The organism is Chelativorans composti (assembly GCF_039541695.1).
In the GTDB taxonomy this organism is placed as follows: Bacteria; Pseudomonadota; Alphaproteobacteria; order Rhizobiales; family Rhizobiaceae; genus Chelativorans; species Chelativorans composti.
Genome location: NZ_BAABGS010000018.1, coordinates 199,307 through 222,975, shown reverse-complemented (window position 1 = coordinate 222,975; position 23,669 = coordinate 199,307). Strand labels below are relative to the sequence as shown.

Here is a 23,669-nt window from a genome sequence, read left to right as displayed (position 1 = left end):
TGCGAGCCGTCTAACGGGGTGCCGAGCTGCATGGGGCAGCACGGCTGAGAGGCAAGCGTGCCAACCCGCAGAACCTGATCCGGGTCATACCGGCGGAGGGATTAGAACCATGACCGATCTGCTTTCTTCCCACCATCGTGGCTTCTTCTGCGCGAGCCTCCTGCTCGCGGCAATGGCGCTCGGGTCCGCCCAGCCGGCCCAGGCGCAGGATCTCACCGTCTACACCTACGACAGCTTCACGTCGGAATGGGGCCCCGGCCCCCAGGTCGAAAAGGCATTCGAGCAGGCGTGCAAATGCGATGTGCAGTTCGTCTCGATCGCCGATGGCGTCGCGCTGCTGAACCGCCTGCGGCTCGAAGGTGAAGGCTCCAAGGCCGACATTGTCCTGGGGCTCGATACCAACCTGACGCACGAGGCCAAGGCCACAGGGCTGTTCGCGCCGCACGGGCTGGACACATCCCGTATCAAGGTGCCGGGCGAGTTCTCAGACGATACGTTCATACCGTACGACTACAGTTATTTCGCCTTTATCTTGAACAAGGACTCCGGAATCACGCCGCCAGAATCCCTTAGGGCGCTGGTGGACGATCAAAGCGGGCTCAAGGTCGTAATCATGGACCCGCGCACGTCCACGCCCGGCCTCGGACTTCTACTGTGGGTGAAGGCCGTCTATGGCGACGAGGCAGCCGCCGCCTGGGAAAAGCTGCGCGACAAGGTGCTGACGGTGACGCCGGGCTGGAGCGAGGGCTACGGCCTGTTCACCAAGGGGGAGGCTCCCATGGTGCTCTCCTACTCGACCTCGCCGGCCTACCACGTCATCGAAGAGGGCACGGACAAGTACGTGGCGCTGCCTTTCTCCGAGGGCCACTACCTGCAGATCGAGGTGGCGGGCCTGACGAAGAAGGGCGTGGAGAACCCGCTGGCGAAGCAGTTCCTCGAGTTCATGCAGGGGCCCGGCTTCCAGGACGCGATCCCGCAGACGAACTGGATGTTCCCGGCGGGCGAGACATCCAAGCCGCTGCACGAAGCCTTCAATACGCTGATCGACCCCGCGAAGACTCTCCTCTTCACACCGGAAGAGGTGGCCGAAAAGCGGCGCGCCTGGGTGGATGAGTGGTTGGCAGTCATGAGCCGCTGATGGCTTCCGGAATGCGTATTGCGGCGGGCGCCCTGCCGCTGGCGCTGATCGTGGCGCTGGTGGGCGGGGCGCTGGCCGGTCTGTTGATGCAAGGCGCCTCTTCCGCGGGCAGCACTGCCCTGTTCGACTCCTATCTGTTCCAGGTAACGCGGTTCACCTTGTGGCAGGCGGCCCTCTCGACGCTCCTCTCGGTGCTGCCGGCACTGCTGGTAGCCCGGGCACTTGCGCGGCATCCAAACTTTCCCGGACGGCGCTTCATTTTGCAGATGTTCGCCGTGCCGCTGGGGCTGCCGGCGATCGTGGCGGCAATCGGCATCCTGTCGCTCTACGGGCGCGCGGGGTACCTCGCGCCGGTGGCGAAGGCGCTTTGGGACTGGCAGTGGCCCGGCGCCTACGGACTTTCGGGCATCCTGATCGCGCACGTCTTCTTCAACCTGCCGATGGCGGCGCGGCTGTTCCTGGCCGCGCTGGAGACGGTGCCGCCGCACCAATGGCGGCTTTCCGCGCAGCTCGGCATGGGAAGTCTCGCCTCGTTCCGGTTCGTGGAATGGCCGGTGTTGCGGACCGCCCTGCCGGGCGTCGCGGGCCTTGTGTTCATGCTGTGCGTGACCTCCTTCACCATCGTGCTGACGCTGGGCGGAGGACCGGGGGCGACAACGCTGGAGGTTGCGATCTATCAGGCACTGCGCTTCGACTTCGATCCGCAGCGGGCGGTGGCACTGACGGCCGTACAGCTGGTGTTGACCGCCGCGGCGTTGTGGCTGCTTACGCGCTTCGGCGTTTCGCTGACCGGGGACGCCAACCTGCCACTGTCGTCGCGCCGCGTGCTGTTTCCAACCGGGCCGGAGAGGGGTTTCAACGCGATCGTCATCGCGCTGGCGGTGCTCTTCGTGGGAAGCCCGATGATGACGGTGGTTGCGGCCGGGCTTGGAGCTAACCTTGCACGGCTTGCAGGCGAGGATGCGGTGCACCGGGCGACCGCGACCAGCCTTGGCCTCGCCTTTGCCGCGGCATCACTCAGCGTCACACTTTCCTTCGGGCTGGTAATCGCCCGCCGTGCGCTGGAACTCCGGCGCGGTGCGGGCAAGCCGGGCCTGACCGAGCGACTGTTCGACAATGGCGCCATGATGGTGCTGGTGATCCCGCCGATCGTGATCGGCGCCGGCTGGTTCGTGCTGCTGCGAAACTTCGTGGATGTGTTCCAGATCGCCCCGATCATGGTGGTGAGCGTCAACGCCGTGATGGCACTGCCGTTCGCCATGCGGATCATCCGTCCAGCTTATGACGCGGCCAGCCAGAGGCACGAGCGCCTGTGCGCCTCGCTCGGGATCGGCGGATTCGCGCGGCTGAAGCTCATCGACTGGCCGCCGATGCGGCGGCCGGCGCTGCTTGCCTTCGCTTTCGCGATGGCGCTCTCGCTCGGCGATCTCGGCGTGATCGCGCTGTTCGGCAGCGACCAGGTGCAGACTCTGCCCTATCTGCTGCTACAACGAATGGGCAGCTACCGGACGGCGGACGCCGCGGGACTTGCCCTTTTCATCGGAATTCTATGTCTGGGCCTGATGGCCATCGCAGGCCGGGAGAAGGCTGGCGCCAATGTTGCACGCGAATGAGACCATGCGGCCGAAAGGTGCCGCACTGACCCTCAGGGAGCTGGCTTTCACCTATCCCGGCGGGACGGAGATGCGGTTCGACCTGCATGTCGAGCCGTCCGACATCGTGGCCGTGATGGGGCCGAGCGGATCCGGCAAGAGCACGATGCTCAACCTCATCGCCGGCTTCGAGCAGCCTTCGTCCGGCCGGATCCTGATCGATTCGCGGGACGTGACGCGGCTTCCGCCGCACCAGCGCGGCGTATCCATGATCTTCCAGGAGAACAACCTGTTCGCCCATCTCACGGTGGAACAGAATGTGGGGCTCGGACGCTCGCCTTCGCTGCGGCTCAGCGCGAAGGACCGGGAGGACGTGGCAACAGCTATCGAACGCGTGGGACTTGCGGGAAAGGGCGGCAGGCTTCCGGGCTCGCTCTCAGGCGGGGAAAGGCAGCGCGCGGCGCTGGCGAGGGTTCTGGTACAGCAGAACCCCGTCCTTCTGCTTGACGAGCCGCTGGCCTCACTGGGGCCCGCGCTCAAGGATGAAATGCTGGACCTGATCGAGGAGCTGCATCGGGCGCAACGCATGACAATCCTGATGGTCACGCACGATCCGCGGGATGCGCGACGGCTTGCACAGTCGCTCGTGTTCATCGAAAAGGGTCATATTGTTGCCACAGGAAAAACAGAGGAACTGCTGCGCGAAGGCGCCCCGGAGGCACTCTCGCATTATCTCGGTGGCCGAAGCGTGGTATGATTTAGGGTCCGTTCCTATATCAACCGTGGCGGGGCAACTGAGGAGACTGCTTTTTGCCTGAACCAGTTGCTGTTATTAGGTGAGTCATAGGGCGGCTTCGTGTTGGATCGAAAGGACACATCCCTGTCACACCGCTTTTCGAGTCTCCGGAAAACAAGCGTCAAGGCATTGTCACTGCAAGCGCGGCTCCTGGGAGCGTGCGCAGCTGCGGCACTGCTTGCCGGCTGCGCGACCACGGATCTGGTCGAATCGAGCTTCACGCCGCCCCACGATCCGGTGACGGTGGACACGGTCATGCGCGGCGACCGCGTCGCGAGCATGGCCGCGCGGCAGCACCCCAAAATCCTGCAGACCTACGGCGGCGAATATTCCGATCCAAAACTCGAGCGCATGCTGGCGCGCATCGTCGGCAAGCTGACGCTCGATCCGGACAACCCGAACCAGACGTACCGCATCACCATCCTCGACTCCCCGAACGTGAACGCGTTCGCGCTGCCCGGCGGCTTCCTTTATGTGACGCGCGGGCTGCTGGCTCTGGCAAACGACTCGGCCGAGGTAGCGGCCGTGCTGGCGCACGAGATGGCGCACGTGACAGCCAACCACGGCCTGGAGCGGCAGCGACTCGAAGCGCAGACGCAGCTTGCCAGCCGGGTGGTCACCGAAGTGCTCGGCGCGGACCCGGTGGCCCGGGCGGCCGTGGTGCGCGGCAAGCTGCAGCTCGCGCAGTTTTCCCGCAACCAGGAGCTGGAGGCCGACGTGATCGGCATCCGCTCGATTGGCCGGGCCGGTTTTGACCCATACGCCGCGGCGCGCTTCATCCGCTCCATGGACGCCTACCAGAAGCTGCGCGATGTGAGCGGCGCCACCGATCCCAGCCTCGACTTCCTCGCGACGCACCCTAACGCACCGAAGCGCATCGAGCTCGCACTGCAACAGGCGGAGCAGTTCGGCGCGCCCGGATATGGCGTCACCGACCGCGACCAGTTCCTGGCCGGTATCGACGGGCTGATCTTCGGCGACAAGCCTGAGCAGGGCTATGTGCGCGGCAACAGCTTCCTGCATCCGACGCTCGGAATCGGCTTCTCGGTGCCGGAGGACTTCAAGCTCGACAACGCAGCGGGTGAGGTCATCGCGACTGGCCCGGGCGACCTCGCGTTCCGTTTCGACGGCGTGACGGTCAACCGCAACATTTCCATGACGGACTACCTGCGCGGCACGTGGCTCGCAGGCGTCGACCCCGCGTCCATCCGGCCGCTGACACTGAACGGCCTCGAGGCAGCGACGGCAACGGCCCATGCCGACCAGTGGAAGTTCCGGGTGACGGTGTTGCGCGTGGGCGACCAAGTCTACCGTCTGCTCACCGGTGCGCCCGCCTCCAATTCGCGGCTCGACCAGGTGGCCAACAGCATCGCCAGCAGCTTCCGCGTCCTGTCAAAGCAGGAGATCGCGTCGCTGCAGCCGTTGCGCGTGCGTATCATTACAGTTCAGCCGGGTGAGACGGTCGCCACCCTCGCCAACAAGATGACGGGCGTGAGCCGCAAGGTGGAGCTTTTCCGCGTGCTGAACGGCCTCGGGCCGGGCGGCAACGTGTCCGCCGGCGACAAGGTGAAAATCATCACCGACCGATGAAATCTGGGCTCTGACGAGGTTATGCTTTCCGCTCAGCCGACGGGCGGACCCAGCTCCGGATGGCGCCGCACGAGGGCTATCCTGAGCTTTTCCAACGCACGTGATTCGATCTGTCTGACACGCTCCTTGGAAATGCCGAGAGCGGCGCCCAGCGCCTCAAGCGTTGCGCCGTCCTCGGAAAGACGGCGTTCCCGCACGATCTTCAGTTCGCGGCCATTCAGCGTATTCAGCGCCTGGCGCAGCCAGAGAGCGCGACGCTCGCTGTCGATACGATCGGAGACCACCTGGTCCGGCGTCGGATCCTCGCAGACCAGGAACTCAATGCGCTCCGCGGCCGAGTCGCCGTTCAGGCGCGTGTTGAGCGACGTGTCGCCGCCCGCAAGGCGCGTGTCCATGCGCGAAACCTCGGAGGTGGTCACGTTAAGCGCCTCGGCCACGCGCTGGTAAACTTCTTCGCTCGGCTCTCCGCCGCCCAATTTCTGCAGACGAGCCCGAAGCCGGCGCAGGTTGAAGAACAGCGCCTTCTGGGCGGAACTGGTGCCGCCGCGGACGATTGACCAGTTGCGAAGGATATAGTCCTGCATGGAAGCGCGGATCCACCAACTTGCGTAGGTGGAAAATCTTACCTCCCGCGAGGGATCAAACCTGGCTGCGGCTTCCAAGAGCCCTACATGACCTTCCTGTACGAGATCCGCCATGGAAAGTCCGAAATGGCGGAACTTGCCAGCCATCGCGATCACCAGCCGCATGTGGGCGATGGTGATGTCGTGAAGCGCGTCCAGGTCGTTGTTCTCCTTCCACCGCCGGGCAAGGAGATGCTCCTGTTCGCGCTCCAGATAGGGTGCCGTCATGGCAGCTTTGACGAGCCTGCGACCACCGTCCTGCATTGTCCGCTCCTGCGGGAGCATTCCGGACCTCACCAACCGCCGAAATGCTCCAAGGGGTGATTTCTCACGGTCCAGGAAAGCGTGGCGAACACCCTTTCCGGCAACCGCGTTCATGCCGGCGTGTCGGAATTTCACCGGGTGAGTGTTAACACGGAAGAATTTCGAAGGTTCCACGGGTTCAACAGGTTGTGAGCGGTTCGCGGCGACAGACCGCCACAAAAAAAACCGGGCTTTCGGCCCGGTTTTTCGTTCGCTTCGATCCGAAAAGTTGTTACGCGGCCTGTTCGGTCTCGTCCTTCTCGGCATCCTCCGCATCGGCGTCCGACTTGGAACCGCGGCGGGGCGCCTTGGTCAGGTTCATCTCGATGAGGCGAACAGCCTCGGTCTCGGACAGGCCATTCACGGCAGCGATTTCACGCGCCATGCGGTCAAGGGCGGCCTCGAAGAGCTGGCGCTCAGAATAGGACTGCTCCGGCTGGTTCTCGGCGCGGTACAGATCGCGCACGACCTCGGCGATGAGAATGAGATCGCCGGAGTTGATCTTGGCGTCATACTCCTGGGCGCGGCGCGACCACATGGTGCGCTTCACGCGGGCACGGCCCTGAACAATCTTCAGCGCCTTCTCGACGCTGTCTTCCTGCGAGAGCTTGCGCATGCCACTGGATGTCGCCTTGGCGACAGGAACCTTAAGGCGCATCTTGTCCTTCTGGAAGTCGATGACGAACAGCTCCAGTGTGTGACCGGCAACTTCCTGGCTCTCGATGTTCACGATCTGACCCACGCCATGAGCGGGGTACACGATGAACTCGCCTGTCTTGAACCCGGACTTGTGTGCCACTTTCTTCTGCTGCTGGGTTGCCATACGCCTAAAACTCCTGTTGCAGGTGGCAGCAGCAATCGCTCAGCCACCCTGGGTGTCATGCTGCTTGATGACTAAACGCAGTAACGGAGGTGAATTCGTTTCATCCGTCTGCCGAGGCAGGTGAACTCTTGCGCGCGAAGACCAGGTTCAAGCATCCTTGTAAACAAGGCAACTCCACTTTTCGTGATTAAGATGTTCGCGCCGTCAAGACGTTCTTTACTGACATACACCCGTAGATTAACATAAGAAGGCGCGAAATTCAATTTTTCGCGCATGCAAAATGTAGGGTAGAAGCGGAAGCTTACTACCCCATCATAATGCGGCAAAGCGCCGCAGCGGGAATTATTGTCTCAGCGACCTGTCTCAGTCGCCCTGGCCGGGGTTCGGCGAGAAATACTGCTCATACTTGTTCGGCACGCCGTCCATTTCCTTGGCATCGGCCGGAGGTTCGCGCTTCACGGTGATGTTCGGCCAGACGGCGGCGTACTTGGCGTTGATTTCGAGCCACTTTTCAAGGCCGGGTTCGGTGTCCGGCTTGATGGCTTCCGCAGGGCATTCCGGTTCGCACACGCCGCAATCGATGCACTCGTCCGGATGGATCACGAGCATGTTCTCGCCTTCATAGAAACAGTCGACGGGACACACCTCAACGCAATCCATGTATTTGCACCGAATGCAATTGTCCGTCACGACATAGGTCATTTCGTGCTCCTGCGGGGTGTCTGTGGAAGCTCGGGCGTTCAGGTAGACCCTTTGACGCCTGATGGCAAGTACGCACATCGCGATGCACAACAACGCAGCGAGGCGGCTTGCTCACGCCAGCGGGAAAGGTATCCGCCGAACCCCTTTGGTTGGCGTGTTCATTATTCCATATAGCCTTACCGGATCTTGATTTCCCGCAAATTCTTGCAGGTACCGGTTATCCCGACGAGGATGCCCATCCCCGCAATGCATCTACACCATGCCAACGAACAACCCTGAGGGACCGTTTTTCGGGTCGAGGTGCGCTACCGGGGCGTACCTCCTCGGCGCATACCCGGAGGGCTATGGTCTTCCCTTCAGCTGGTCGAGCTGGCGGCGTTCGCGCTTGGTCGGCCGACCCGCTCCCGGCTCGCGTACCGGACCGGCTTCCGCCTCGGACCTGGGCGGCTCGGGAGGGGAGAGATCCTCATAGAGCAGCCGGGCCTCGGAGGCCGGGCCGCGGCGTTCGCCCGTGTCGAGAATGCGATAGACGAGGATGCGCCGGTCCAGCGTGATCGTGAGCACATCGCCCACCTTCACCTGATAGGAGGCCTGGTCGATCTTGTTGCGGTTGACACGGACCCTGCCGCCCTGGGCGAGCCTGGCGGCAAGCGTGCGGGACTTCACCACCCGCGCGAAGAACAGCCATTTGTCTATTCTCTGGCGTCCTTCGGCGGGCACGCGGACGGTCTCCTACTTGCGAAGCTGTTCCTTCAGGGCAGCAAGAGCGGCAAAGGGCGAGTTCGGGTCGATCTTGACCGGACGTTCCTCACGCTTCGGACGGCGCTGATCGCCCTTCTTGCCTTCGCCCTTCTTCGGGCGATCCTGGCCCCGGCCCTCGGCCGGACGAGCATCCCTGTTGCGGCTCTTTTCGGCGGCCTTGCGGTCGCGCTGCGGCTGCGGGCGGCGTTCAAAGCGGGCCTGACGCCAGACCAGAACGGGCTTCGGAGCCTCCTCGGCGGCGGGCTCACCTGCGGGAGCGGTGGCAGCGGCCTCCTCCGTCGTGGGCGTGGCGGTCTCAGCAGCCGGAGCTTCAGCGGCAGGCTGCTCGCCGGCCGTTTCCTCGGCTGCCGCTGCAGATGACTGCTCTCCCTCTTCTGTCGACGGAGTGGTTTCGGCCGCAGGTGCCGGCTTGGCTTCGGCTGCAGGGGCAGTCTCGGTCGCGCCCAGCGCGGCCAGATGTGCCTGAACCTCTTCAGCCGGCTTGGCCTCGGCGCGGTAGCCCAGCCCCTTCAGGATGGCCTCCATGTCCTCGGCAGTGGCGCCGAGAATGGACATCATGGCCGGGGTCACAACGAAGCTTTCGTTGCCATAGGCGCCCTCGGGGCGCTTGCCGCTGCCGGGCTTCCAGCCCAGGGTCGGACGGATGAGATCGGCCAGGCGCTCCAGAATGTCGACGCGGACCGCGCGGCGGCCGAGATTGCGGAAACCGGCCAGACGGTAGAAGGCGCGATCGAACTGCGGATCGGTGACGATGGATGTGCGGCCGGCTGCAAGGGCAGCCACCACATCGCCGTAACCGGGCTTCTCGCGGGCATCGTTCTTGAGGGCCCAGAGAAGCGTCGCAAGGCCGGCCGGACCCGGCTTGATGAGCGCGGGGACGAAAATGTGGTAGGCGCCGAAACGCACGCCGAGACGGCGAAGCGCAGCACGCGCATCCTGGTCGAGAGCGCGCACTTCCTCAGCGACATCGCGGCGGTTCAGGATGCCGAAGTTCTCGGAAAGCTGGAAGGCAAGTCCGCGGGCCGTGCCGGTGAGAGTTTCAGCATCGCGCAGATCGAGCAGGGGCTTCAGATGCGTCTCGATCTGGTAGTTGACGAAGCGCTCGGCGCGGGCGGCTACCTTGTCCCGGGCTGCGCCGGTGAGCTGCTCATCCGCCAGCAGGACAACCCTGGGCTTCAGCACGTCGTCGGTCGCGACGAGCGTACCGACGGGCGCCCCGAGCCAGCGCAGGATGCCGTCGGATCCCAGGGCCAGATCGCCGTTCGGCGCGGCCGCGAACCGTTCCGCCCGCAGCTCGAACTCCGCCGCCAGGGCTTTCTGAGCCGCGGCTTTCACCGCACGGGCATCTTCTCCCTCAGCGGTTCGGTCGGCCGTGAACCGGAACCCCTGCATTTCACCAACATGATGTCCCTCAACGAGCACTTCGCCCGACGGGTTGATTTCTGCTTCCGGCATTGCGTTCTCTCTAAGGCGCCTCATCAGCACAGATGTCCTGCGATCAACGAACCGTTTCGTCAATCGTTCATGCAGCGCGTCGGACAGTCTATCCTCAATCTCGCGCGTTTTTTCCTGCCAGTGTGTCGAATCAGACAACCAGCCAGGACGGTGGGAAACAAACGTCCAGGTCCGTATCTGGGCAATTCGTTGCGAAAGCGTATCAATTTCGCCTTCCGTCGATGAGGCTTTGGCGACCTGGCTGGCCATGTAATCCTCATCCACGTGACCGTAGCGCACGAGGTCGCGGAAGATCGCACCAACGATCTCGGCGTGCTGGGCCGGCGCGATCTTGCGGTAGTCAGGCAGAGCGCAGGCGTCCCAGAGCAACTGGACGCGGGCGCGCCCCGAAACGAGCGACCGGATGTCGTCCTCGCGGGAAAGGTACTCGAGGACACGCTGGTCGGTGGCCGGCAGGGCACGCGTGAGACCTTCGATGGCCGGGGGACGGTCCAGAGAGATCCGGAGCGCGTCGATGCTGGAAAAATCGAGATCCGCAGAGCGCCACTGAAGCACCTTCACCGGATCGAAACGGTGGGTCTCTATGGCTTCCACCAGGGCATCCGGGAACGGATCGACCTGGCCGGTGACGCCGAAGGTGCCATCGCGCGTGTGGCGGCCGGCACGGCCGGCGATCTGGGCAAGTTCCGCTGCCGTCAGTTCACGGTAATGGAAACCGTCAAACTTGCTGTTCTGGGCAAAGGCGACATGGTCCACGTCGAGGTTGAGGCCCATGCCGATGGCATCGGTGGCAACCAGATAATCGACATCGCCCGACTGGTAGAGCTCGACCTGGGCATTGCGGGTGCGCGGGCTCAAGGCGCCAAGAACGATGGCTGCGCCACCGCGCTGGCGGCGGATCAGCTCGCCGATGGCGTAGACCTCGTCAGCGGAGAAGGCCACGATGGCCGAACGGCGCGGCAACCGCGTGATCTTCTTGGATCCCGCATAGGTGAGCACCGACATGCGGGGACGGCTAATGATGGAAATGCCCTTGAACAGGCGCTCCAGAATGCCGCGCATGGTGGCCGCGCCAAGGAACAGCGTTTCCTCACGTCCGCGCAGGTGGATCATGCGGTCGGTGAAGATGTGACCGCGCTCGAGGTCGGCAGCCAGCTGAACCTCATCGATGGCGACAAAGGCCGCATCAGTCTGGCGCGGCAGAGCCTCGACGGTGCAGACGGAATAGCGCGCGTTCGGCGGGATGATCTTCTCCTCGCCGGTGATGAGCGCAACGTTGCCCACACCCACGCGAGCCGCCACCTTCGTGTATACCTCGCGCGCAAGAAGGCGCAGCGGCAGGCCGATCACGCCCGACGAGTGCGCAACCATCCGCTCGATGGCAAGATGGGTCTTGCCCGTGTTGGTGGGACCGAGAACAGCAGTCACTCCCCGACCATCGAGAGAAACCGTCTTGCTCTTATCAAGCAGGATATTCATTCAAAGCACTCGCGCGCGCCCTTGTATGCGTATGGCCTTGCGCAGACATATAGGAAATACGCCCGGGAGCAACAGGCAAATGCAAGGGCCTTAACCATTGGAACGAGTCTGGAACGAATCAGCGACGAATCGCTGACTCTCAGGAGTTCCAGCAATGTTCACCACCAGATCTTGTGGCAATGCCAGACAAATCTACGAAAAATTGAATCGACAGGTCAACTGAAGCCTCAATTTATGGCCTGAGCGTTAACCATTTCATCGCCCGGCCCAGGCGGGAAATCGCCAAGTCGGCTTAAATCGTTAATTTTATTAAGAAAAGTTTCCGATGTCTTTACATCTTCCGTTTCCGGAGGGCCGACCGGGGTCAAAAGCAGAACGAATCGGCGACGAATCGCTTATGGACGGATTATCTTCTGCGAAGCGTTGGGTTTGGCGAAAAATAATGCACCGGTCATGAACAGCTTATGCACAACGTGTCCACAGGAAGCACGTGCTTTCCGGTGGAAGCCGCGCGAAACGGGTTCACCGACGGATGCCATGTGGCGGCGCAGCTGGCCGTCAATTCATCAGACCAGATACTGACCGCCGTTCGCCGTCAGGGTCGAACCGGTGATGAAGCCTGCCTCATCCGACGCCAGGAAGGTCACGCAGCGGGCAATTTCCTCCGGTTCGCCAAGACGGCCAACCGGGATCTGGTCGACGATCTTCTGAAGCACTTGCTCCGGCACGGCCCGGACCATTTCCGTGGCAACGTAGCCGGGGCAGATCGTATTGACGGTAATGCCGAAGCGCGCACCTTCCTGCGCCAGCGCCTTGGTGAAGCCGATGAGGCCGGCCTTGGCTGCGGAGTAGTTCACCTGCCCGATCTGCCCCTTCTGGCCGTTGATGGATGAGATGTTGATGACGCGGCCAAAGCCGCGTTCGCGCATACCGCCCCAAACCTGATGGGTCATGTTGAAGACGCCGGTGAGATTGGTGTCTATCACCTGATGCCAGGCTTCGGGGGTCATCTTGTGGAACATGGCGTCGCGCGTAATGCCGGCATTGTTCACCAGCACCTCCACCGGGCCAAGATCGGCCTCGATCTGGGCGATTCCCTTCACGCAGGCTTCGTAGTCGGTCACCGACCAACGATAGGCCGACAGGCCATGCCGGTTGGCAAATTCAGCCGAGGCCTCGACACTCCCCACGAAAGTGACCGCAACCCTGTACCCCGCTTCCCGCAGGGCAAGCGCCGTGGCCGCACCGATGCCCCGGGTACCTCCTGTTACGACAGCCACTCGCGCCATGACGTTTCCTCTGCTCCTGTTATCGCGCAAGCCAATACAGCAAGTCGCATGCCAGGGGCTAGTGCATCGTCACAACAGGAGGAAGATCGCGGAACGCCGCGAACGCGCGAGCCCGTTGTGCTTCTTGCGGTTTTCAATCATGGGCGCCGCCGCGAGCCATGCGGCTCCCCGGTGATAACGATATCCTCAGGCGGTTTTTTTGCAGCGCACCATGAACTGCGCTAATATGTTTGAATGGAGGCGATAATTGCCCTTCCATTCCCGACCCGGTTGCGCCTATTTTTGCCAACCTGACGGCCCGCTGCCGGGTCTGAATACATGCGTTCAGGGGGAGGCCCTTATGCCCGAAAAGAACGAACCGGTGATCATCAAGAAATACGCGAATCGCCGGCTCTACAATACGGGTACGAGCACCTACGTGACCTTGGAAGACCTTGCCCAGATGGTGAGGCGCAAAGAGGAGTTTGTTGTCCGCGACGCGAAGACGGGCGAGGACCTAACGCATTCCGTCCTGACGCAGATCATCTTCGAGCTGGAGAACAACCGCGAAGGCCAGAATCTTCTGCCTATCTCCTTCCTTCGCCAGATCATCTCCTATTACGGCGACCAGATGGAGACGGTCGTTCCATCGTTCCTGGAGCAATCAATGCAGCTGTTTGCCAAGGAACAGGCGCGCATGCGCGAGCAGATGCAGCAGGCCTTCGGCGGTAAGGACTTCATGGATTTCACCGTGCCAATGTCGCTAATCGAGGAGACGACGCGGCGCAACATCCAGATGTTCCAGGAGGCGATGCGCTTCTTCGCACCGCAGCCGCCGCCCGCGCAGGAGAAGGAAGAAAAGAAGAAGGAAGAGCCTCAGCCCCAGAAGGCCAATGGCGGACCGACCAGCGCGGAGCTTCAGGAGCTTCGCGAGCAGCTCGCCGCTATGCAGCGCAAGATCGATTCGCTGACCAAGTAACCCCTGCACACCGCACCGCGCGCGGCATCCAGCACACACATCCGATCGACCATCAGAGCGGTGTCCGAGTTTCCCGGAACCGCTGCCGCCGGCAGCCGGACTGCATCAGCCCAGAAGTTTCAAGCGGGCACACGAAAGCAGGGCCCACGGTAACCCGTTGACCCTGCCAAATGTTGCCTGAGCCCCGGTGCGGTGCCCCGAACGAAAAACGGGGCAAACGACGTGAGTCGAAGCTTACGCTTCCTTCGGCTGCAGAACCTGGCGGCCGCGGTACATGCCCGTCTTCAGGTCGATGTGGTGTGGACGGCGCAGCTCACCGGAATTCTTGTCCTCGACGTAGGTCGGAGCCTTCAGGGCATCGGCCGAACGGCGCATGCCGCGCTTGGAAGGCGAAGTCTTTCTTTTAGGTACTGCCATGATACTCTCCGCTGCTCGACGGACCCGAGCGCAGAATCCGCGCTACTGCCTGCCGAGAAAATAGAATTCGCGCCGCCTATACACGGCTTGGATCGTTTTGGCCAGTGGGGGAGCGCGCATTTTTCGAGTCAAATGACGCCGAAACGCCCGTCACCCCGGCTCCTGGTCGGCTTCTATACCATAATCATCCCTTAAGGTTGGATGAAGAAGCCCCGCGTGCAGCATCAGGAGGACGATCGAGGCATCAAGGCCCTTCCCCACCTCCAGCGCCCGTTCGAGGCGCCCCAGAACGGCCCGACGTGCGGGCTCGCCGTTGTTGCGCGCAAACTCCTCCTCGCCCAGCGCAGCCAGCGCCATGAGAGCGCCAACCGGCGGATAGGCCCCGGTAGGCGGTTCCGGCCCGTCTTCGGCCATCAGGCTCACCGCGGCCATCTTCACGCCCTCGGGAACAAGCGACGGGTGCAGTCCGGCGCTCCGCAAGGAAGCGTCGAGATAGCGCATGTCCTGCGAACGGCCGAACCTGCCGAGAAAGCCGATTGAAACACCGCGTTTGACCATGGCTAACCCTTTGCTGTTGACAGAGCGGGCATCCAGAGGTGCGCCGCACACCGGATCATCGGGATTCCTGCACGATGCACCCGATATAGGCGCCCGACGCCCGGGCCCTGCGCTCGATCCGGTTTGCCAGCCGGTTCAGCTGGTTGGAGGGCTTGGCCGGATTGCGCGCGCTCGGATTTGGAAGGGTAACAGCGAGAAGAGCGGCCTGCCGCGCTGTCAGATCCCGGGCGGGACGGCCAAAGTAGTGCTGCGACGCCGCCTCAAGCCCATAGATGCCGGGTCCCCATTCGGCAACGTTGAGATAGATCTCCATGATGCGCCGCTTCGGGTAGATCAGGTCGAAATACATGGCCAACGGCACTTCCACCAGCTTGCGGACGTAGGACCGGCCAATGGGAAGGAAGAGGTTCTTCACGGTCTGCATCGTGATGGTCGACGCTCCGCGGGGGCTTTCACCGTTGAGGAACTCGTTCAGGACCGCCCGCATCTCGCCCCAGTCGACGCCGTTGTGGGCGCAGAACTTGGCATCTTCCGACATCATCACGGAGATGGGCCCGATCTGCCCCATCTCCTCCAGCGGCACCCAGCGCCGGTCATAACCCTTGAGCGCGACCAGATCTGCCAACATGAGGGTGGAGACGGGATGGATGAAGCCTGGCCGGTAAAGGATCGAGAGAACGAGCGGAATGGCAACGATGATCAGCAGCAGCTTCCAGAAGCGCCTGAGCCAGATCCGTGCAGAGGCGCGAATGCCGGTTCGCGGTGGCGGCATCTCAAGTGCCCTCTCTTCCGTCTCTACTTCCGGAGCTGCCAACTACTCGCCTCCCCAATTCTCAAACTGAGATACTCACAGACAGCACTTGTGGCAAATGTTTCTGATGATATGCCTTGACCGGAAAACCGTAACGGGCCATCGCTGACCAATGGATCACTCGACCCCCTTGTCATTTGAAACTCGTTTTTTCCTTCAGGCGGCGCAGGTCGAACAGCTCCTTGCGGAGCTGCTCTCGTCGCGCCCGCGCGAGGGAGAGATCGCCCGACCAGAAACCCTGATCGCCGCGATGCGCCACGGTGCGCTGAACGGTGGCAAGCGACTGCGCCCGTTCCTGCTGCTGGAAAGCGCGCGGCTGTTCGACGCCGAAGGCCCGGCGGTCCTGCGAGTGGCAGCTGCGCTGGAGTGCATCCACTGCTACTCGCTCATCCATGACGACCTGCCGGCCATGGACGACGACGATCTGCGACGGGGCCAGCCCACGGTGCACAAGGCATTCGACGAGGCGACCGCCATTCTCGCCGGCGACAGCCTGCTGACACTCGCCTTCGACATCATCGCCAGCGACGAGACAGAGCTGCCGGCGACGGTCAAGGTGCAGCTGATTTCCGCACTCGCGCGGGCAGCCGGAGTGGGCGGCATGGCGGGCGGACAGGCGCTCGATCTGGCCGCGGAGAAGGTGAAGCCCGACGAGGCGGAGATTGTGCAGCTGCAGGCGATGAAGACGGGAGCCCTCATCCGCTTCGCGTGCCAGGCCGGTGCCATCATCGGGAGCGCCACCGATGCCGAGCGGGAGAGCCTGACCGCCTTCGGCGAAGCGATCGGGCTCGCGTTCCAGCTCGCCGACGATCTGCTGGATGTGACCGCGAGCGCCGAGAAGGTCGGCAAGGCAACCGGCAAGGATGCCGCCGCCGGCAAGGGCACGCTCGTGGCGTTTCATGGCGTGGAGTGGGCCAGGCAGCAGCTCAACGGGCTTGTCGCGCAGGCCGAGGAATTGCTGGCTCCCTTCGGCGAGAAGGCCGGGGTACTCATCGAGACCGCGCGGTTCGTCGCATATCGGGAATACTAGGACGCCGCAGCCTCATTAGCCCGGAACCCTCAACCCGGGCTTGTCAACGGATGAGGGACAAAGCACCCGAAGGCGAATGCAAAATCGGCCCGTGGTTCGGCAGCTCACCATGAGGCCCGTCTCGCCGACCGGACCGGCCGTACTGCCAATCAGGCAGTGACAGCCCGATCCTGTTCAGATGTGTGCAGGCCGTATTTTCGCTCGATGTAATCGGCCAGCATCTGCTCGAATTCCTCGGCGATGCGGGGCCCGCGCAGCGTGGCCACCTTCTTGCCGTCGATGAAGACGGGGGCCGCGGGCATCTCCCCCGTTCCAGGCAGAGAGATGCCAATGTTGGCATGCTTGGACTCGCCGGGGCCATTGACGATGCAGCCCATCACGGCGACCTGCAGGCTTTCCACGCCGGGATATTTCTCGCGCCAGACGGGCATGTTGCGGCGGATGTCCTCCTGAATTTTCTGGGCAAGTTCCTGGAAGACAGTTGAAGTGGTGCGGCCGCAGCCGGGGCAAGCCGCGACCACGGGCACGAACTGGCGGAAGCCCATGGTCTGCAGCAGCTCCTGGGCAACCTGAACCTCGCGCGTGCGGTCGCCGCCCGGCTCGGGCGTCAACGAAATGCGGATGGTGTCGCCAATGCCCTGCTGAAGCAGGATGCCCATGGCAGCCGACGAGGCGACGATGCCCTTGCTGCCCATGCCGGCCTCGGTAAGGCCAAGGTGAAGCGCATGGTCGGAGCGCTTCGCGAGCTCCGTGTAGACGGCGATCAGATCCTGCACCTGGCTGACCTTGGCGGACAGGATGATGCGGTTGCGGGGCAGGCCGATCTCCTCGGCCATCTGGGCCGAGATCAGGGCGGACTGCACGATGGCTTCACGCATGACCTGCTGCGCGGTCAGCGGCGAGCCGTTGGCCTGATTTTCGTCCATCAGGCGTGTCAGCAGTTCCTGGTCGAGCGAACCCCAGTTCACGCCGATGCGGACCGGCTTGTCGTAGCGGATCGCCGTCTCGATGATGGCGCCGAACTGCAGGTCGCGCTTCTCGCGAAAGCCGACGTTGCCCGGATTGATGCGATACTTGGCCAGCGCCTCGGCGCAGGCAGGATGCTCGGCCAGAAGCTTGTGGCCGATGTAATGGAAGTCGCCGATCAGCGGGACATTGATGTTCAGGCGGTCGAGGCGTTCGCGAATGCGCGGCACGGCGTCGGCCGACTCCGCGCGATCGACGGTAATGCGCACAAGCTCCGACCCGGCGCGATGGAGTGCCGCAACCTGCGCCACAGTGGAGTCGACATCGGCGGTGTCGGTGTTCGTCATCGACTGGACGACGACGGGCGCGTCACCACCAACGATAACGCCGCCAACATCCACGGGAACGGAGCGCCGGCGCGGAAGCGGCGCAGAGAGATATTCCGAAACTGTCTCGGCGGTCATGGGACCTGCCCTTCCTTCTTGCGAACGCCACCGTGAGGTGGCGAAGCCGCGTTCAAATGTCAATGGGAATTGATGCCCCGCCCCAACTGGAACCAGCTTCCGACATTCCCGTTATGGATGAAACCGAACAGCGATATTCAGGAACCGTGTTATGGACAACAGATACGACACGACGCTCGGCGAAACGCTCCAGGACCAGATCGCCCAGCTTTCAAGCGAGGTAGCCTCCCTGCAGAAAAAGCTGCGCCGACACGGCCGCACCGCCCTGGGCGAAGCGCGCGAACTCAGCGGCGAAGCCTCCGAATGGATCCGCGAGCAAGCCCTGCCAGAAATCCAGAGGGGCGCGCGGCATCTGCACAGAACCGCACGCAATAATCCAGGCGCAACCGTGGGGGTGGCGGCCGGGCTGCTGTTCCTCGGCGCGGCTCTCGCATTCCTGATGCGCCGATAAGCAGAATTTTTGAACTGAGGTTCAAGAAAATCCATGGCGTTCGCGCGCGAACGCCCACTGCCGCCCGCCCGAGGAACGCGATAGTGCGTTCAATTAGGATAAGTGCGGAATATTTCTGAATATTCTAATACTGACATCATTCTGTCAGGAATAATCAACCCAATCACAATTAGACCACAGCCGTACTGTAGGGGTCAGCCGCCTTCCAGCGTCTGTGATATGGAAATATTGCGCACGCGTCCTTATCTGGGCCAAATGAGCTCACCAGGCCGGAAATGGATTCCAGTATGCCTAAGCTGAAGCTTCACAAGGTCATCGCAGTGGGCGTTCTTGGCGCCACGATTCTCTACGTCGCCACGGGCGAGTTTTCTTCCGTCGGCAGCGCCGAACCGGAACCGGTTCAACGAGCCAGCCAGGAGCAGACTGAAGCCGCGCCCGAGAAGACGGTTCAGGTGGCCGTTCCCCCGCAGCTTGAACATGCCCGCACGATCCGTGTGTCCGGCCAAACGGAGCCTGACAAGAAGGTGGTGCTGGCCTCCCGTGCAGCCGGCGTGATCGCGGAACTGGCCGTTGAGAAGGGCCAGCATGTGGAAAAGGGCGATCTGATCCTGCGGCTGGATACGGAAGGCAAGGAGGCCGCGGTCGCCTCAGCGGAACAGACACTTGCCCAGCGCCGTGCCGAAGCCGAAGCGGCCGAACGGCTTGCCAAGAGCGGCAATCTGGCATCCCTGCAGCTGGAAGCTACACGTGCAGCCCTGGCGGCAGCGGAATCGCAGCTGCAGCTCGCAAAGGCCGAACTCGACCGCGTCAAGATTCTTGCCCCGTTCTCCGGGATCGTCGACCGGACGCACGTCGAAGAGGGAAGTGCGATCATGCAGGGCGCGGAAGTGGCGACCCTGCTGAAACTCGACCCGATCGTCATTTCCGGCGAAATCAGCGAGCGCGAACTGGGCAACTTGCAGACCGGGGATCTTGCGTCGGTGACTCTCGTCAATGGCCGGACCGTCCAGGGCAAGCTGCGCTACGTGAGCCGTTCAGCCTCCCCGCAGACGCGGACGTTCCGTATCGAAGTGGAAGTGCCCAATCCGGACAACGCCATTCCCGCCGGAATGACGGCTGAGATCGCCGCCCAGGCGAAGGCTCTGGCCGCCGTGGCGCTACCGCGGTCGGTCATCACGCTGCATCCGAACGGCGATCTGGGCGTGCGCAGCGTGGAAGCCGACGGAACGGTGGTGTTCCATCCCATCGAAATCATCGATGACACGCCGGAAGCCCTCTACGTGGCCGGGGTGCCGGCGGATGCGCGCATCATCGTGGCCGGCCAGGACTTCGTCGTCGACGGTGAGAAGGTCGTCGCCCGCGATGCGGATGAAAGCATGATCAAGAACCTCGCGCGCATCAACGGCCACCGCGCGCTCCAATAACAACCCGGCCCGGACGCGTGATCCGGCCTACCGGTGTCCCGGAGAGACAAACTCGGTTGCTCGGAGGAGGGCAACGCCATGAACATCGTCCGTCTTGCCATTGACAATGCGCGGCTGACGCTTTCCATCCTGGCGTTCTTCATCGTCGCCGGGGCGCTGTCCTATCTACAGATTCCCAAGGAAGCCGAGCCCGACGTCCCGATTCCCATCATCTACGTGAGCCTCGTGTATCAGGGCATTTCGCCGGAGGACTCCGAGCGGCTGCTGCTGAGACCCATGGAAACCGCCCTCAAGGGCCTTGAGGGCGTGAAGGAAATGCGGTCTTCCGCCTATGAGGGCGGCGGTTACGTCCTGATCGAGTTCCAGGCGGGATACGATTTCTCGAACGCGCTCGAGGACGTGCGGGCCAAAGTGGCGGACGCGCGGCGCGAGCTTCCGCAGGCGGCGGAAGAACCGAGCGTTCACGAAGTGAACATCTCCGAGTTCCCGATCCTCGTCGTGACACTCGCGGGCGACGTTCCCGAACGCGTGCTCACCCACGCAGCCAAGGAGTTGCGCGACCGGATCGAGGAAGTGCCTGGCGTGCTGGAAGGCGCGCTCCAGGGCTCCCGTGACGAGCTGGTGGAAATCATCATCGACCCGGTGAAGCTTTCCTCCTACGGCATCCAGCTCAACCAGCTCATGTCAGGCGTGGCCGCCTCCAACAGCCTGGTTGCCGCCGGCGCTCTGGAAGGGGCTGACGGACGCTTCGCGGTGAAGGTCCCTGCCCTGATCGAGAACCTCGAGGATATCGCCAACCTGCCGATCGTCGCCAGCAAGGATGCGGTGATCCGCGCGCGCGATCTCGCGTCGTTGCGCTCAACCTTCACAGACGCCACGACGATCACCCGTCTGGACGGCCGGAAGGCGATTGCCATCGAGGTGAAGAAGCGCGTCGGCGCCAACCTGGTCGAGACGGTTGATCAGGTGAAGGCGATCGCCGAGGAATATGCCAAGTCGCTCGGGCCCTCGATCACCGTGAGTTACTCGCAGGACAAGTCGGAGATGATCCGCGAACTGCTGGATGAGCTGCAAAACCACGTGCTGGTGGCGGTCATCCTCGTCTTCATCATCGTGCTCTACACGCTGTCCGGGCGCGCCTCGATCATCATCGGCCTTGCGGTGCCGGCCTCGTTCCTCATGGGCATCCTTGCCCTCGCCCTGCTCGGCTACACGGTCAACATGATCGTGCTGTTCAGCCTGATCCTGGCAGTGGGCATGCTGGTGGACGACGCGATCATCGTGACGGAGTTCGCCGAGCGCCGCATGACCGAAGGCATGCCGCGCGACCAGGCGTTCGAGCTGGCTGCAAAGCGCATGGCGGGCCCGGTGATCGCCGCGACGATGACCCGCATCGCCGCCTTCTCACCCCTGCTGTTCTGGCCGGGCATCGTCGGCGAGTTCATGAAGTACCTGCCGATTACGCTGATCGTGACGCTGGCGGCGTCCATGGCCTATGCGCTGATCTTCACGCCGACGCTGGGCGCACTGTTCGCAAAGGCGCACGTGGAGCCTGAGCCGGGCCCGGACGGGTGGTACATCAAGCTTGTCCGCAAGGCGGTGCACTATCCCGTTACCGTGCTGGTGTTGGCCGTCAGTCTGCTGGTCGGCGTGAGCTTTGCCTATTCGCGCTATGGCGCGGGCGTCGAGTTCTTCCCGAATGTCGAGCCCGAATACGGGCTCATGTACGTGCATGCGCGCGGCAATCTTTCTCTCGATGAGATGGACCGGCTGGTGCGGCCGGCCGAAGAGAAGCTGCTCGACTGGCCCGGCATCAAGTCGGTTTATACGCGCGTCGGCAAGACGCGCGGCGGCGGGCAGGACATCGACGAGGATGTCATCGGCGTCATTCAGTACGAGTTCGTGGACTGGCGCGAACGCAAGCCTGCCCACGAGATCCTGAACGACCTGCGCGCCGAGATGGCCAACATGCCCGGCGTGGAAATCGAGGTGCGCGTGCCGGAGGCGGGCCCTCCGACGGGCCAGCCGATCCAGATCCGGCTCTCTGCCGCCGACCCCACGAACCTTGCCGACCACGCGAAGATGGTCGCGCAGCGGATAGCGGACATTCCCGGCGTGATCGACATTTCCGACGGTCTGCCGCCGCCGGGCGTCGACTGGGCGATCAGGGTGGATCGCGCCATGGCAGCGCGCTACCAGGTGAGCCCCGCCGCGGTTGGCTCCGTGGTGCAATTGGTAACGAACGGACTCAAGCTCTCCGAATACCGGCCCGCCGGGGTTGATGACGCCGTGGATATCCGGCTGCGCCTGCCGGACGACCGCCGCACGCTCTCGACACTCGACCAGCTGCGCGTGCAGACGAACGAGGGTCCGGTGCCGATCTCCAATTTCGTCGTGCGCGAGCCGGAGCCGAGCAGCGGAATTCTGAACCGCATCGACGGACAGCGTACGATTACCGTTACCGCGAACGTGGCCAGCAACTACCAGGTGGCGGCCGTGCAGCAGCAAGTGATCCAGGCCCTGCAGCAGATGGATCTCGGCTCCACACGTTGGAAGCTCGCGGGTTCGAGCGAGGAAAGCGACGCGGCGGCGGCCTTCCTGGGCAATGCCTTTGGCGCGGCAATCTTCCTGATCTTCGTGGTGCTGCTGGCGCAGTTCAACCGCTTCACCAGCGTGTGGCTGGTGCTGATGACGGTCGTCATGTCCACGATCGGCGTGTTCCTCGGCCTCCTGATAACCGGGCAGCCATTCGGCATCGTGATGTCCGGCATAGGCGTGATCGCGCTTGCCGGCGTGGTCGTGAACAACAACATCGTGCTCATCGACACCTACGACCGCCTCCGGCACGAGGGCCTGAACAAGTATGACGCCATCATCCAGACCTGTCGCGAACGCGCCCGGCCGGTGCTTCTGACCGCAATCTCGGCGGTTCTCGGCGTGCTGCCCATCGCGTTCGGCCTGGGTCTCGAACTATCGCACCACGAGGTCACGTTCAACGCGCCGTCGACGCAGTGGTGGGTCTCGCTGTCGAGCGCCATCGTCTACGGGCTCAGCTTCGCGACCATCCTGACGCTCGTTGTGACGCCCTCCGCGCTTATGGTGTTCACGCGCGAGCACCGGCATGAGGGCGGACTGACACGGTGGCTCGGATCGCTGTTCCACCGCCGCCGCGGGAGCACACCCGACGACGGAAAGGAAAGCGCGCCGCCAACCGCGCATCCGGCGGAGTGAACCTCATTATTACGCCGGGAAACATTTCCCGGAACCCCTGACGCCCAGGCGGCGTTGTTCTGTCGTATCGCAATCATGGGCAGGACAGAACAATGACGCTTGGCACAATTCTCATCATCATCCTCATCCTTCTTCTGCTGGGCGCAGTTCCAGCCTGGCCTTACTCCCGCGGATGGGGCTATGGACCGTCGGGGCTCGTTGGCCTGGTGCTGGTCGTCCTGCTCATACTCGTCCTCATGGGACGTATCTGAGGCGGGACCAGTCAACCAGTTTGCGGCCAGGTGGTTCAGCCTCTGGACCGCCCGACCGCTCCGTCAGCTCGGGTTGTGAGGTGCTTACGGTCTGAGTCCAAACTGGAGTCCATCTTCCTGGAAACCGACTAGCGCCGCGCGGAGGGATCCAGGAGACGGCCCACCGCCGGCGCCGTTCTGGCAGCGCCAAAGCGCACCTGATGCACCCTGCCCTGTGACGCTCGCAGCCATGCCGGATTTCTCGTGGTGAGCTCATAGCCCTGCGGCAACGTGCGGGTGTCCACCTTGAGGATGTAACTCGAGCCGAAACGTCCCGGCACGACGGCGCAGGGCAGGACGCACCGCCCCAGTCGATCCGTAACCACCCAGACGCCATGCACCGTTGCGATGGCTATGCCTGGAAGCCCGCGCTCGCCGCGGTCATGAATGCCGTTGCGGTTTTCATCGTCGAAAACCACCCCAATAATGTCGCTGCAGCTGAAAGCAGTGAAGGCGGCGTTCATGGCAAGGGCCGCAACAGCTCCAAGAGACGCAATCATCGTACCCAACTCCGTAC

General features: G+C 63.1%; 21 protein-coding genes and 1 riboswitch. Of the genes, 10 read left to right on the top strand and 11 right to left on the bottom strand.

Translation table 11 applies throughout. The features are described from left to right. Positions 1 to 4: 4 nt before the first annotated feature. Positions 5 to 118: riboswitch (TPP riboswitch) on the top strand. The 4 genes from thiB (at position 110) to ABD906_RS06415 (ending at position 5,116) form a co-directional block, all read left to right on the top strand. Beyond that, positions 110 to 1,138, top strand: a complete 1,029-nt coding sequence (gene thiB, locus ABD906_RS06430; protein ID WP_345098673.1) for a thiamine ABC transporter substrate binding subunit — start codon at positions 110 to 112, stop codon at positions 1,136 to 1,138. It overlaps the preceding riboswitch by 9 nt. Beyond that, complete coding sequence (gene thiP, locus ABD906_RS06425; RefSeq protein ID WP_345098672.1) at positions 1,138 to 2,751, top strand: thiamine/thiamine pyrophosphate ABC transporter permease; 1,614 nt, start codon at positions 1,138 to 1,140, stop codon at positions 2,749 to 2,751. Before thiB ends, thiP begins: the two co-directional genes overlap by 1 nt. Continuing rightward, positions 2,735 to 3,487, top strand: a complete 753-nt coding sequence (gene thiQ / locus ABD906_RS06420) for a thiamine ABC transporter ATP-binding protein (RefSeq protein WP_345098671.1) — start codon at positions 2,735 to 2,737, stop codon at positions 3,485 to 3,487. The genes thiP and thiQ overlap by 17 nt, the downstream gene beginning before the upstream one ends. Before the next feature lie 168 nt (positions 3,488 to 3,655). Beyond that, entirely contained in the window at positions 3,656 to 5,116 is a 1,461-nt protein-coding gene (locus tag ABD906_RS06415) for a M48 family metalloprotease (RefSeq protein ID WP_378188242.1), read from the top strand. A 32-nt stretch (positions 5,117 to 5,148) separates the two neighbouring features. Here ABD906_RS06415 and ABD906_RS06410 read toward each other — a convergent pair whose 3' ends face one another. From ABD906_RS06410 to phbB, 6 genes are all read right to left on the bottom strand, one after another. Then, entirely contained in the window at positions 5,149 to 6,003 is an 855-nt protein-coding gene (locus tag ABD906_RS06410; RefSeq protein WP_345098670.1) for an RNA polymerase factor sigma-32, read from the bottom strand. Between the two features lie 271 nt (positions 6,004 to 6,274). Then, positions 6,275 to 6,865, bottom strand: coding sequence for a CarD family transcriptional regulator (locus tag ABD906_RS06405; RefSeq protein WP_345098669.1), 591 nt, complete (start codon positions 6,863 to 6,865; stop codon positions 6,275 to 6,277). A gap of 363 nt (positions 6,866 to 7,228) precedes the next feature. After that, positions 7,229 to 7,567: a ferredoxin FdxA gene (fdxA, locus tag ABD906_RS06400; protein WP_345098668.1), complete on the bottom strand. Its 339-nt coding sequence runs from the start codon at positions 7,565 to 7,567 to the stop codon at positions 7,229 to 7,231. Positions 7,568 to 7,909: 342 nt separating this feature from the next. Next, positions 7,910 to 8,287, bottom strand: coding sequence for an RNA-binding S4 domain-containing protein (locus tag ABD906_RS06395; protein ID WP_345098667.1), 378 nt, complete (start codon positions 8,285 to 8,287; stop codon positions 7,910 to 7,912). Between the two features lie 12 nt (positions 8,288 to 8,299). Next, complete coding sequence (locus ABD906_RS06390) at positions 8,300 to 11,263, bottom strand: helicase-related protein (protein WP_345098666.1); 2,964 nt, start codon at positions 11,261 to 11,263, stop codon at positions 8,300 to 8,302. A gap of 566 nt (positions 11,264 to 11,829) precedes the next feature. Next, positions 11,830 to 12,552 (bottom strand): acetoacetyl-CoA reductase, encoded by a 723-nt coding sequence (gene phbB, locus ABD906_RS06385; RefSeq protein ID WP_345098665.1) that lies wholly within the window; start codon positions 12,550 to 12,552, stop codon positions 11,830 to 11,832. 340 nt (positions 12,553 to 12,892) lie between these two features. On the opposite strand from phbB, the gene phaR reads away from it, so the two are divergent. After that, complete coding sequence (gene phaR, locus ABD906_RS06380; RefSeq protein WP_345098664.1) at positions 12,893 to 13,510, top strand: polyhydroxyalkanoate synthesis repressor PhaR; 618 nt, start codon at positions 12,893 to 12,895, stop codon at positions 13,508 to 13,510. Between the two features lie 234 nt (positions 13,511 to 13,744). Here phaR and rpmF read toward each other — a convergent pair whose 3' ends face one another. From rpmF to ABD906_RS06365, 3 genes are all read right to left on the bottom strand, one after another. Continuing rightward, positions 13,745 to 13,927 (bottom strand): 50S ribosomal protein L32, encoded by a 183-nt coding sequence (rpmF, locus tag ABD906_RS06375; protein ID WP_345098663.1) that lies wholly within the window; start codon positions 13,925 to 13,927, stop codon positions 13,745 to 13,747. A gap of 150 nt (positions 13,928 to 14,077) precedes the next feature. Beyond that, positions 14,078 to 14,485, bottom strand: coding sequence for a hypothetical protein (locus ABD906_RS06370; protein ID WP_345098662.1), 408 nt, complete (start codon positions 14,483 to 14,485; stop codon positions 14,078 to 14,080). A 55-nt stretch (positions 14,486 to 14,540) separates the two neighbouring features. Further along, entirely contained in the window at positions 14,541 to 15,257 is a 717-nt protein-coding gene (locus tag ABD906_RS06365) for a biosynthetic peptidoglycan transglycosylase (protein WP_345098769.1), read from the bottom strand. 151 nt (positions 15,258 to 15,408) lie between these two features. Here ABD906_RS06365 and ABD906_RS06360 point away from each other — a divergent pair, with 151 nt between their 5' ends. Further along, the gene (locus tag ABD906_RS06360; RefSeq protein ID WP_345098661.1) at positions 15,409 to 16,326 is read left to right on the top strand and encodes a polyprenyl synthetase family protein; all 918 of its coding nucleotides are present in this window, start codon (positions 15,409 to 15,411) and stop codon (positions 16,324 to 16,326) included. A gap of 149 nt (positions 16,327 to 16,475) precedes the next feature. Here the strand turns inward: ABD906_RS06360 and ispG are convergent, their stop codons facing one another. After that, positions 16,476 to 17,756 (bottom strand): flavodoxin-dependent (E)-4-hydroxy-3-methylbut-2-enyl-diphosphate synthase, encoded by a 1,281-nt coding sequence (gene ispG / locus ABD906_RS06355; RefSeq protein WP_345098660.1) that lies wholly within the window; start codon positions 17,754 to 17,756, stop codon positions 16,476 to 16,478. A 151-nt stretch (positions 17,757 to 17,907) separates the two neighbouring features. Here ispG and ABD906_RS06350 point away from each other — a divergent pair, with 151 nt between their 5' ends. From ABD906_RS06350 to ABD906_RS06335, 4 genes are all read left to right on the top strand, one after another. Next, positions 17,908 to 18,207 carry a hypothetical protein gene (locus ABD906_RS06350; RefSeq protein WP_345098659.1) on the top strand — a complete coding sequence of 100 codons (300 nt, stop codon included), beginning with the start codon at positions 17,908 to 17,910 and terminating at the stop codon, positions 18,205 to 18,207. A 287-nt stretch (positions 18,208 to 18,494) separates the two neighbouring features. Further along, the gene (locus ABD906_RS06345) at positions 18,495 to 19,631 is read left to right on the top strand and encodes an efflux RND transporter periplasmic adaptor subunit (protein ID WP_345098658.1); all 1,137 of its coding nucleotides are present in this window, start codon (positions 18,495 to 18,497) and stop codon (positions 19,629 to 19,631) included. A 78-nt stretch (positions 19,632 to 19,709) separates the two neighbouring features. Further along, positions 19,710 to 22,862: an efflux RND transporter permease subunit gene (locus ABD906_RS06340; protein ID WP_345098657.1), complete on the top strand. Its 3,153-nt coding sequence runs from the start codon at positions 19,710 to 19,712 to the stop codon at positions 22,860 to 22,862. 92 nt (positions 22,863 to 22,954) lie between these two features. After that, positions 22,955 to 23,113 (top strand): DUF3309 family protein, encoded by a 159-nt coding sequence (locus ABD906_RS06335; RefSeq protein WP_345098656.1) that lies wholly within the window; start codon positions 22,955 to 22,957, stop codon positions 23,111 to 23,113. Positions 23,114 to 23,241: 128 nt separating this feature from the next. Here the strand turns inward: ABD906_RS06335 and ABD906_RS06330 are convergent, their stop codons facing one another. Next, positions 23,242 to 23,652, bottom strand: coding sequence for a hypothetical protein (locus ABD906_RS06330; protein ID WP_345098655.1), 411 nt, complete (start codon positions 23,650 to 23,652; stop codon positions 23,242 to 23,244). Between the last annotated feature and the right edge of the window lie 17 nt (positions 23,653 to 23,669).

Coding starts and splice junctions, on each gene's coding strand:
- thiB (WP_345098673.1), top strand. CDS start 110: ATGACCGATCTGCTTTCTTCCCACCATCGTGGCTTCTTCTGCGCGAGC.
- thiP (WP_345098672.1), top strand. CDS start 1,138: ATGGCTTCCGGAATGCGTATTGCGGCGGGCGCCCTGCCGCTGGCGCTG.
- thiQ (WP_345098671.1), top strand. CDS start 2,735: ATGTTGCACGCGAATGAGACCATGCGGCCGAAAGGTGCCGCACTGACC.
- ABD906_RS06410 (WP_345098670.1), bottom strand. CDS start 6,003: ATGCAGGACGGTGGTCGCAGGCTCGTCAAAGCTGCCATGACGGCACCC.
- ABD906_RS06405 (WP_345098669.1), bottom strand. CDS start 6,865: ATGGCAACCCAGCAGCAGAAGAAAGTGGCACACAAGTCCGGGTTCAAG.
- fdxA (WP_345098668.1), bottom strand. CDS start 7,567: ATGACCTATGTCGTGACGGACAATTGCATTCGGTGCAAATACATGGAT.
- ABD906_RS06390 (WP_345098666.1), bottom strand. CDS start 11,263: ATGAATATCCTGCTTGATAAGAGCAAGACGGTTTCTCTCGATGGTCGG.
- phbB (WP_345098665.1), bottom strand. CDS start 12,552: ATGGCGCGAGTGGCTGTCGTAACAGGAGGTACCCGGGGCATCGGTGCG.
- phaR (WP_345098664.1), top strand. CDS start 12,893: ATGCCCGAAAAGAACGAACCGGTGATCATCAAGAAATACGCGAATCGC.
- rpmF (WP_345098663.1), bottom strand. CDS start 13,927: ATGGCAGTACCTAAAAGAAAGACTTCGCCTTCCAAGCGCGGCATGCGC.
- ABD906_RS06370 (WP_345098662.1), bottom strand. CDS start 14,485: ATGGTCAAACGCGGTGTTTCAATCGGCTTTCTCGGCAGGTTCGGCCGT.
- ABD906_RS06365 (WP_345098769.1), bottom strand. CDS start 15,257: ATGCCGCCACCGCGAACCGGCATTCGCGCCTCTGCACGGATCTGGCTC.
- ABD906_RS06360 (WP_345098661.1), top strand. CDS start 15,409: ATGGATCACTCGACCCCCTTGTCATTTGAAACTCGTTTTTTCCTTCAG.
- ispG (WP_345098660.1), bottom strand. CDS start 17,756: ATGACCGCCGAGACAGTTTCGGAATATCTCTCTGCGCCGCTTCCGCGC.
- ABD906_RS06350 (WP_345098659.1), top strand. CDS start 17,908: ATGGACAACAGATACGACACGACGCTCGGCGAAACGCTCCAGGACCAG.
- ABD906_RS06345 (WP_345098658.1), top strand. CDS start 18,495: ATGCCTAAGCTGAAGCTTCACAAGGTCATCGCAGTGGGCGTTCTTGGC.
- ABD906_RS06340 (WP_345098657.1), top strand. CDS start 19,710: ATGAACATCGTCCGTCTTGCCATTGACAATGCGCGGCTGACGCTTTCC.
- ABD906_RS06335 (WP_345098656.1), top strand. CDS start 22,955: ATGACGCTTGGCACAATTCTCATCATCATCCTCATCCTTCTTCTGCTG.
- ABD906_RS06330 (WP_345098655.1), bottom strand. CDS start 23,652: ATGATTGCGTCTCTTGGAGCTGTTGCGGCCCTTGCCATGAACGCCGCC.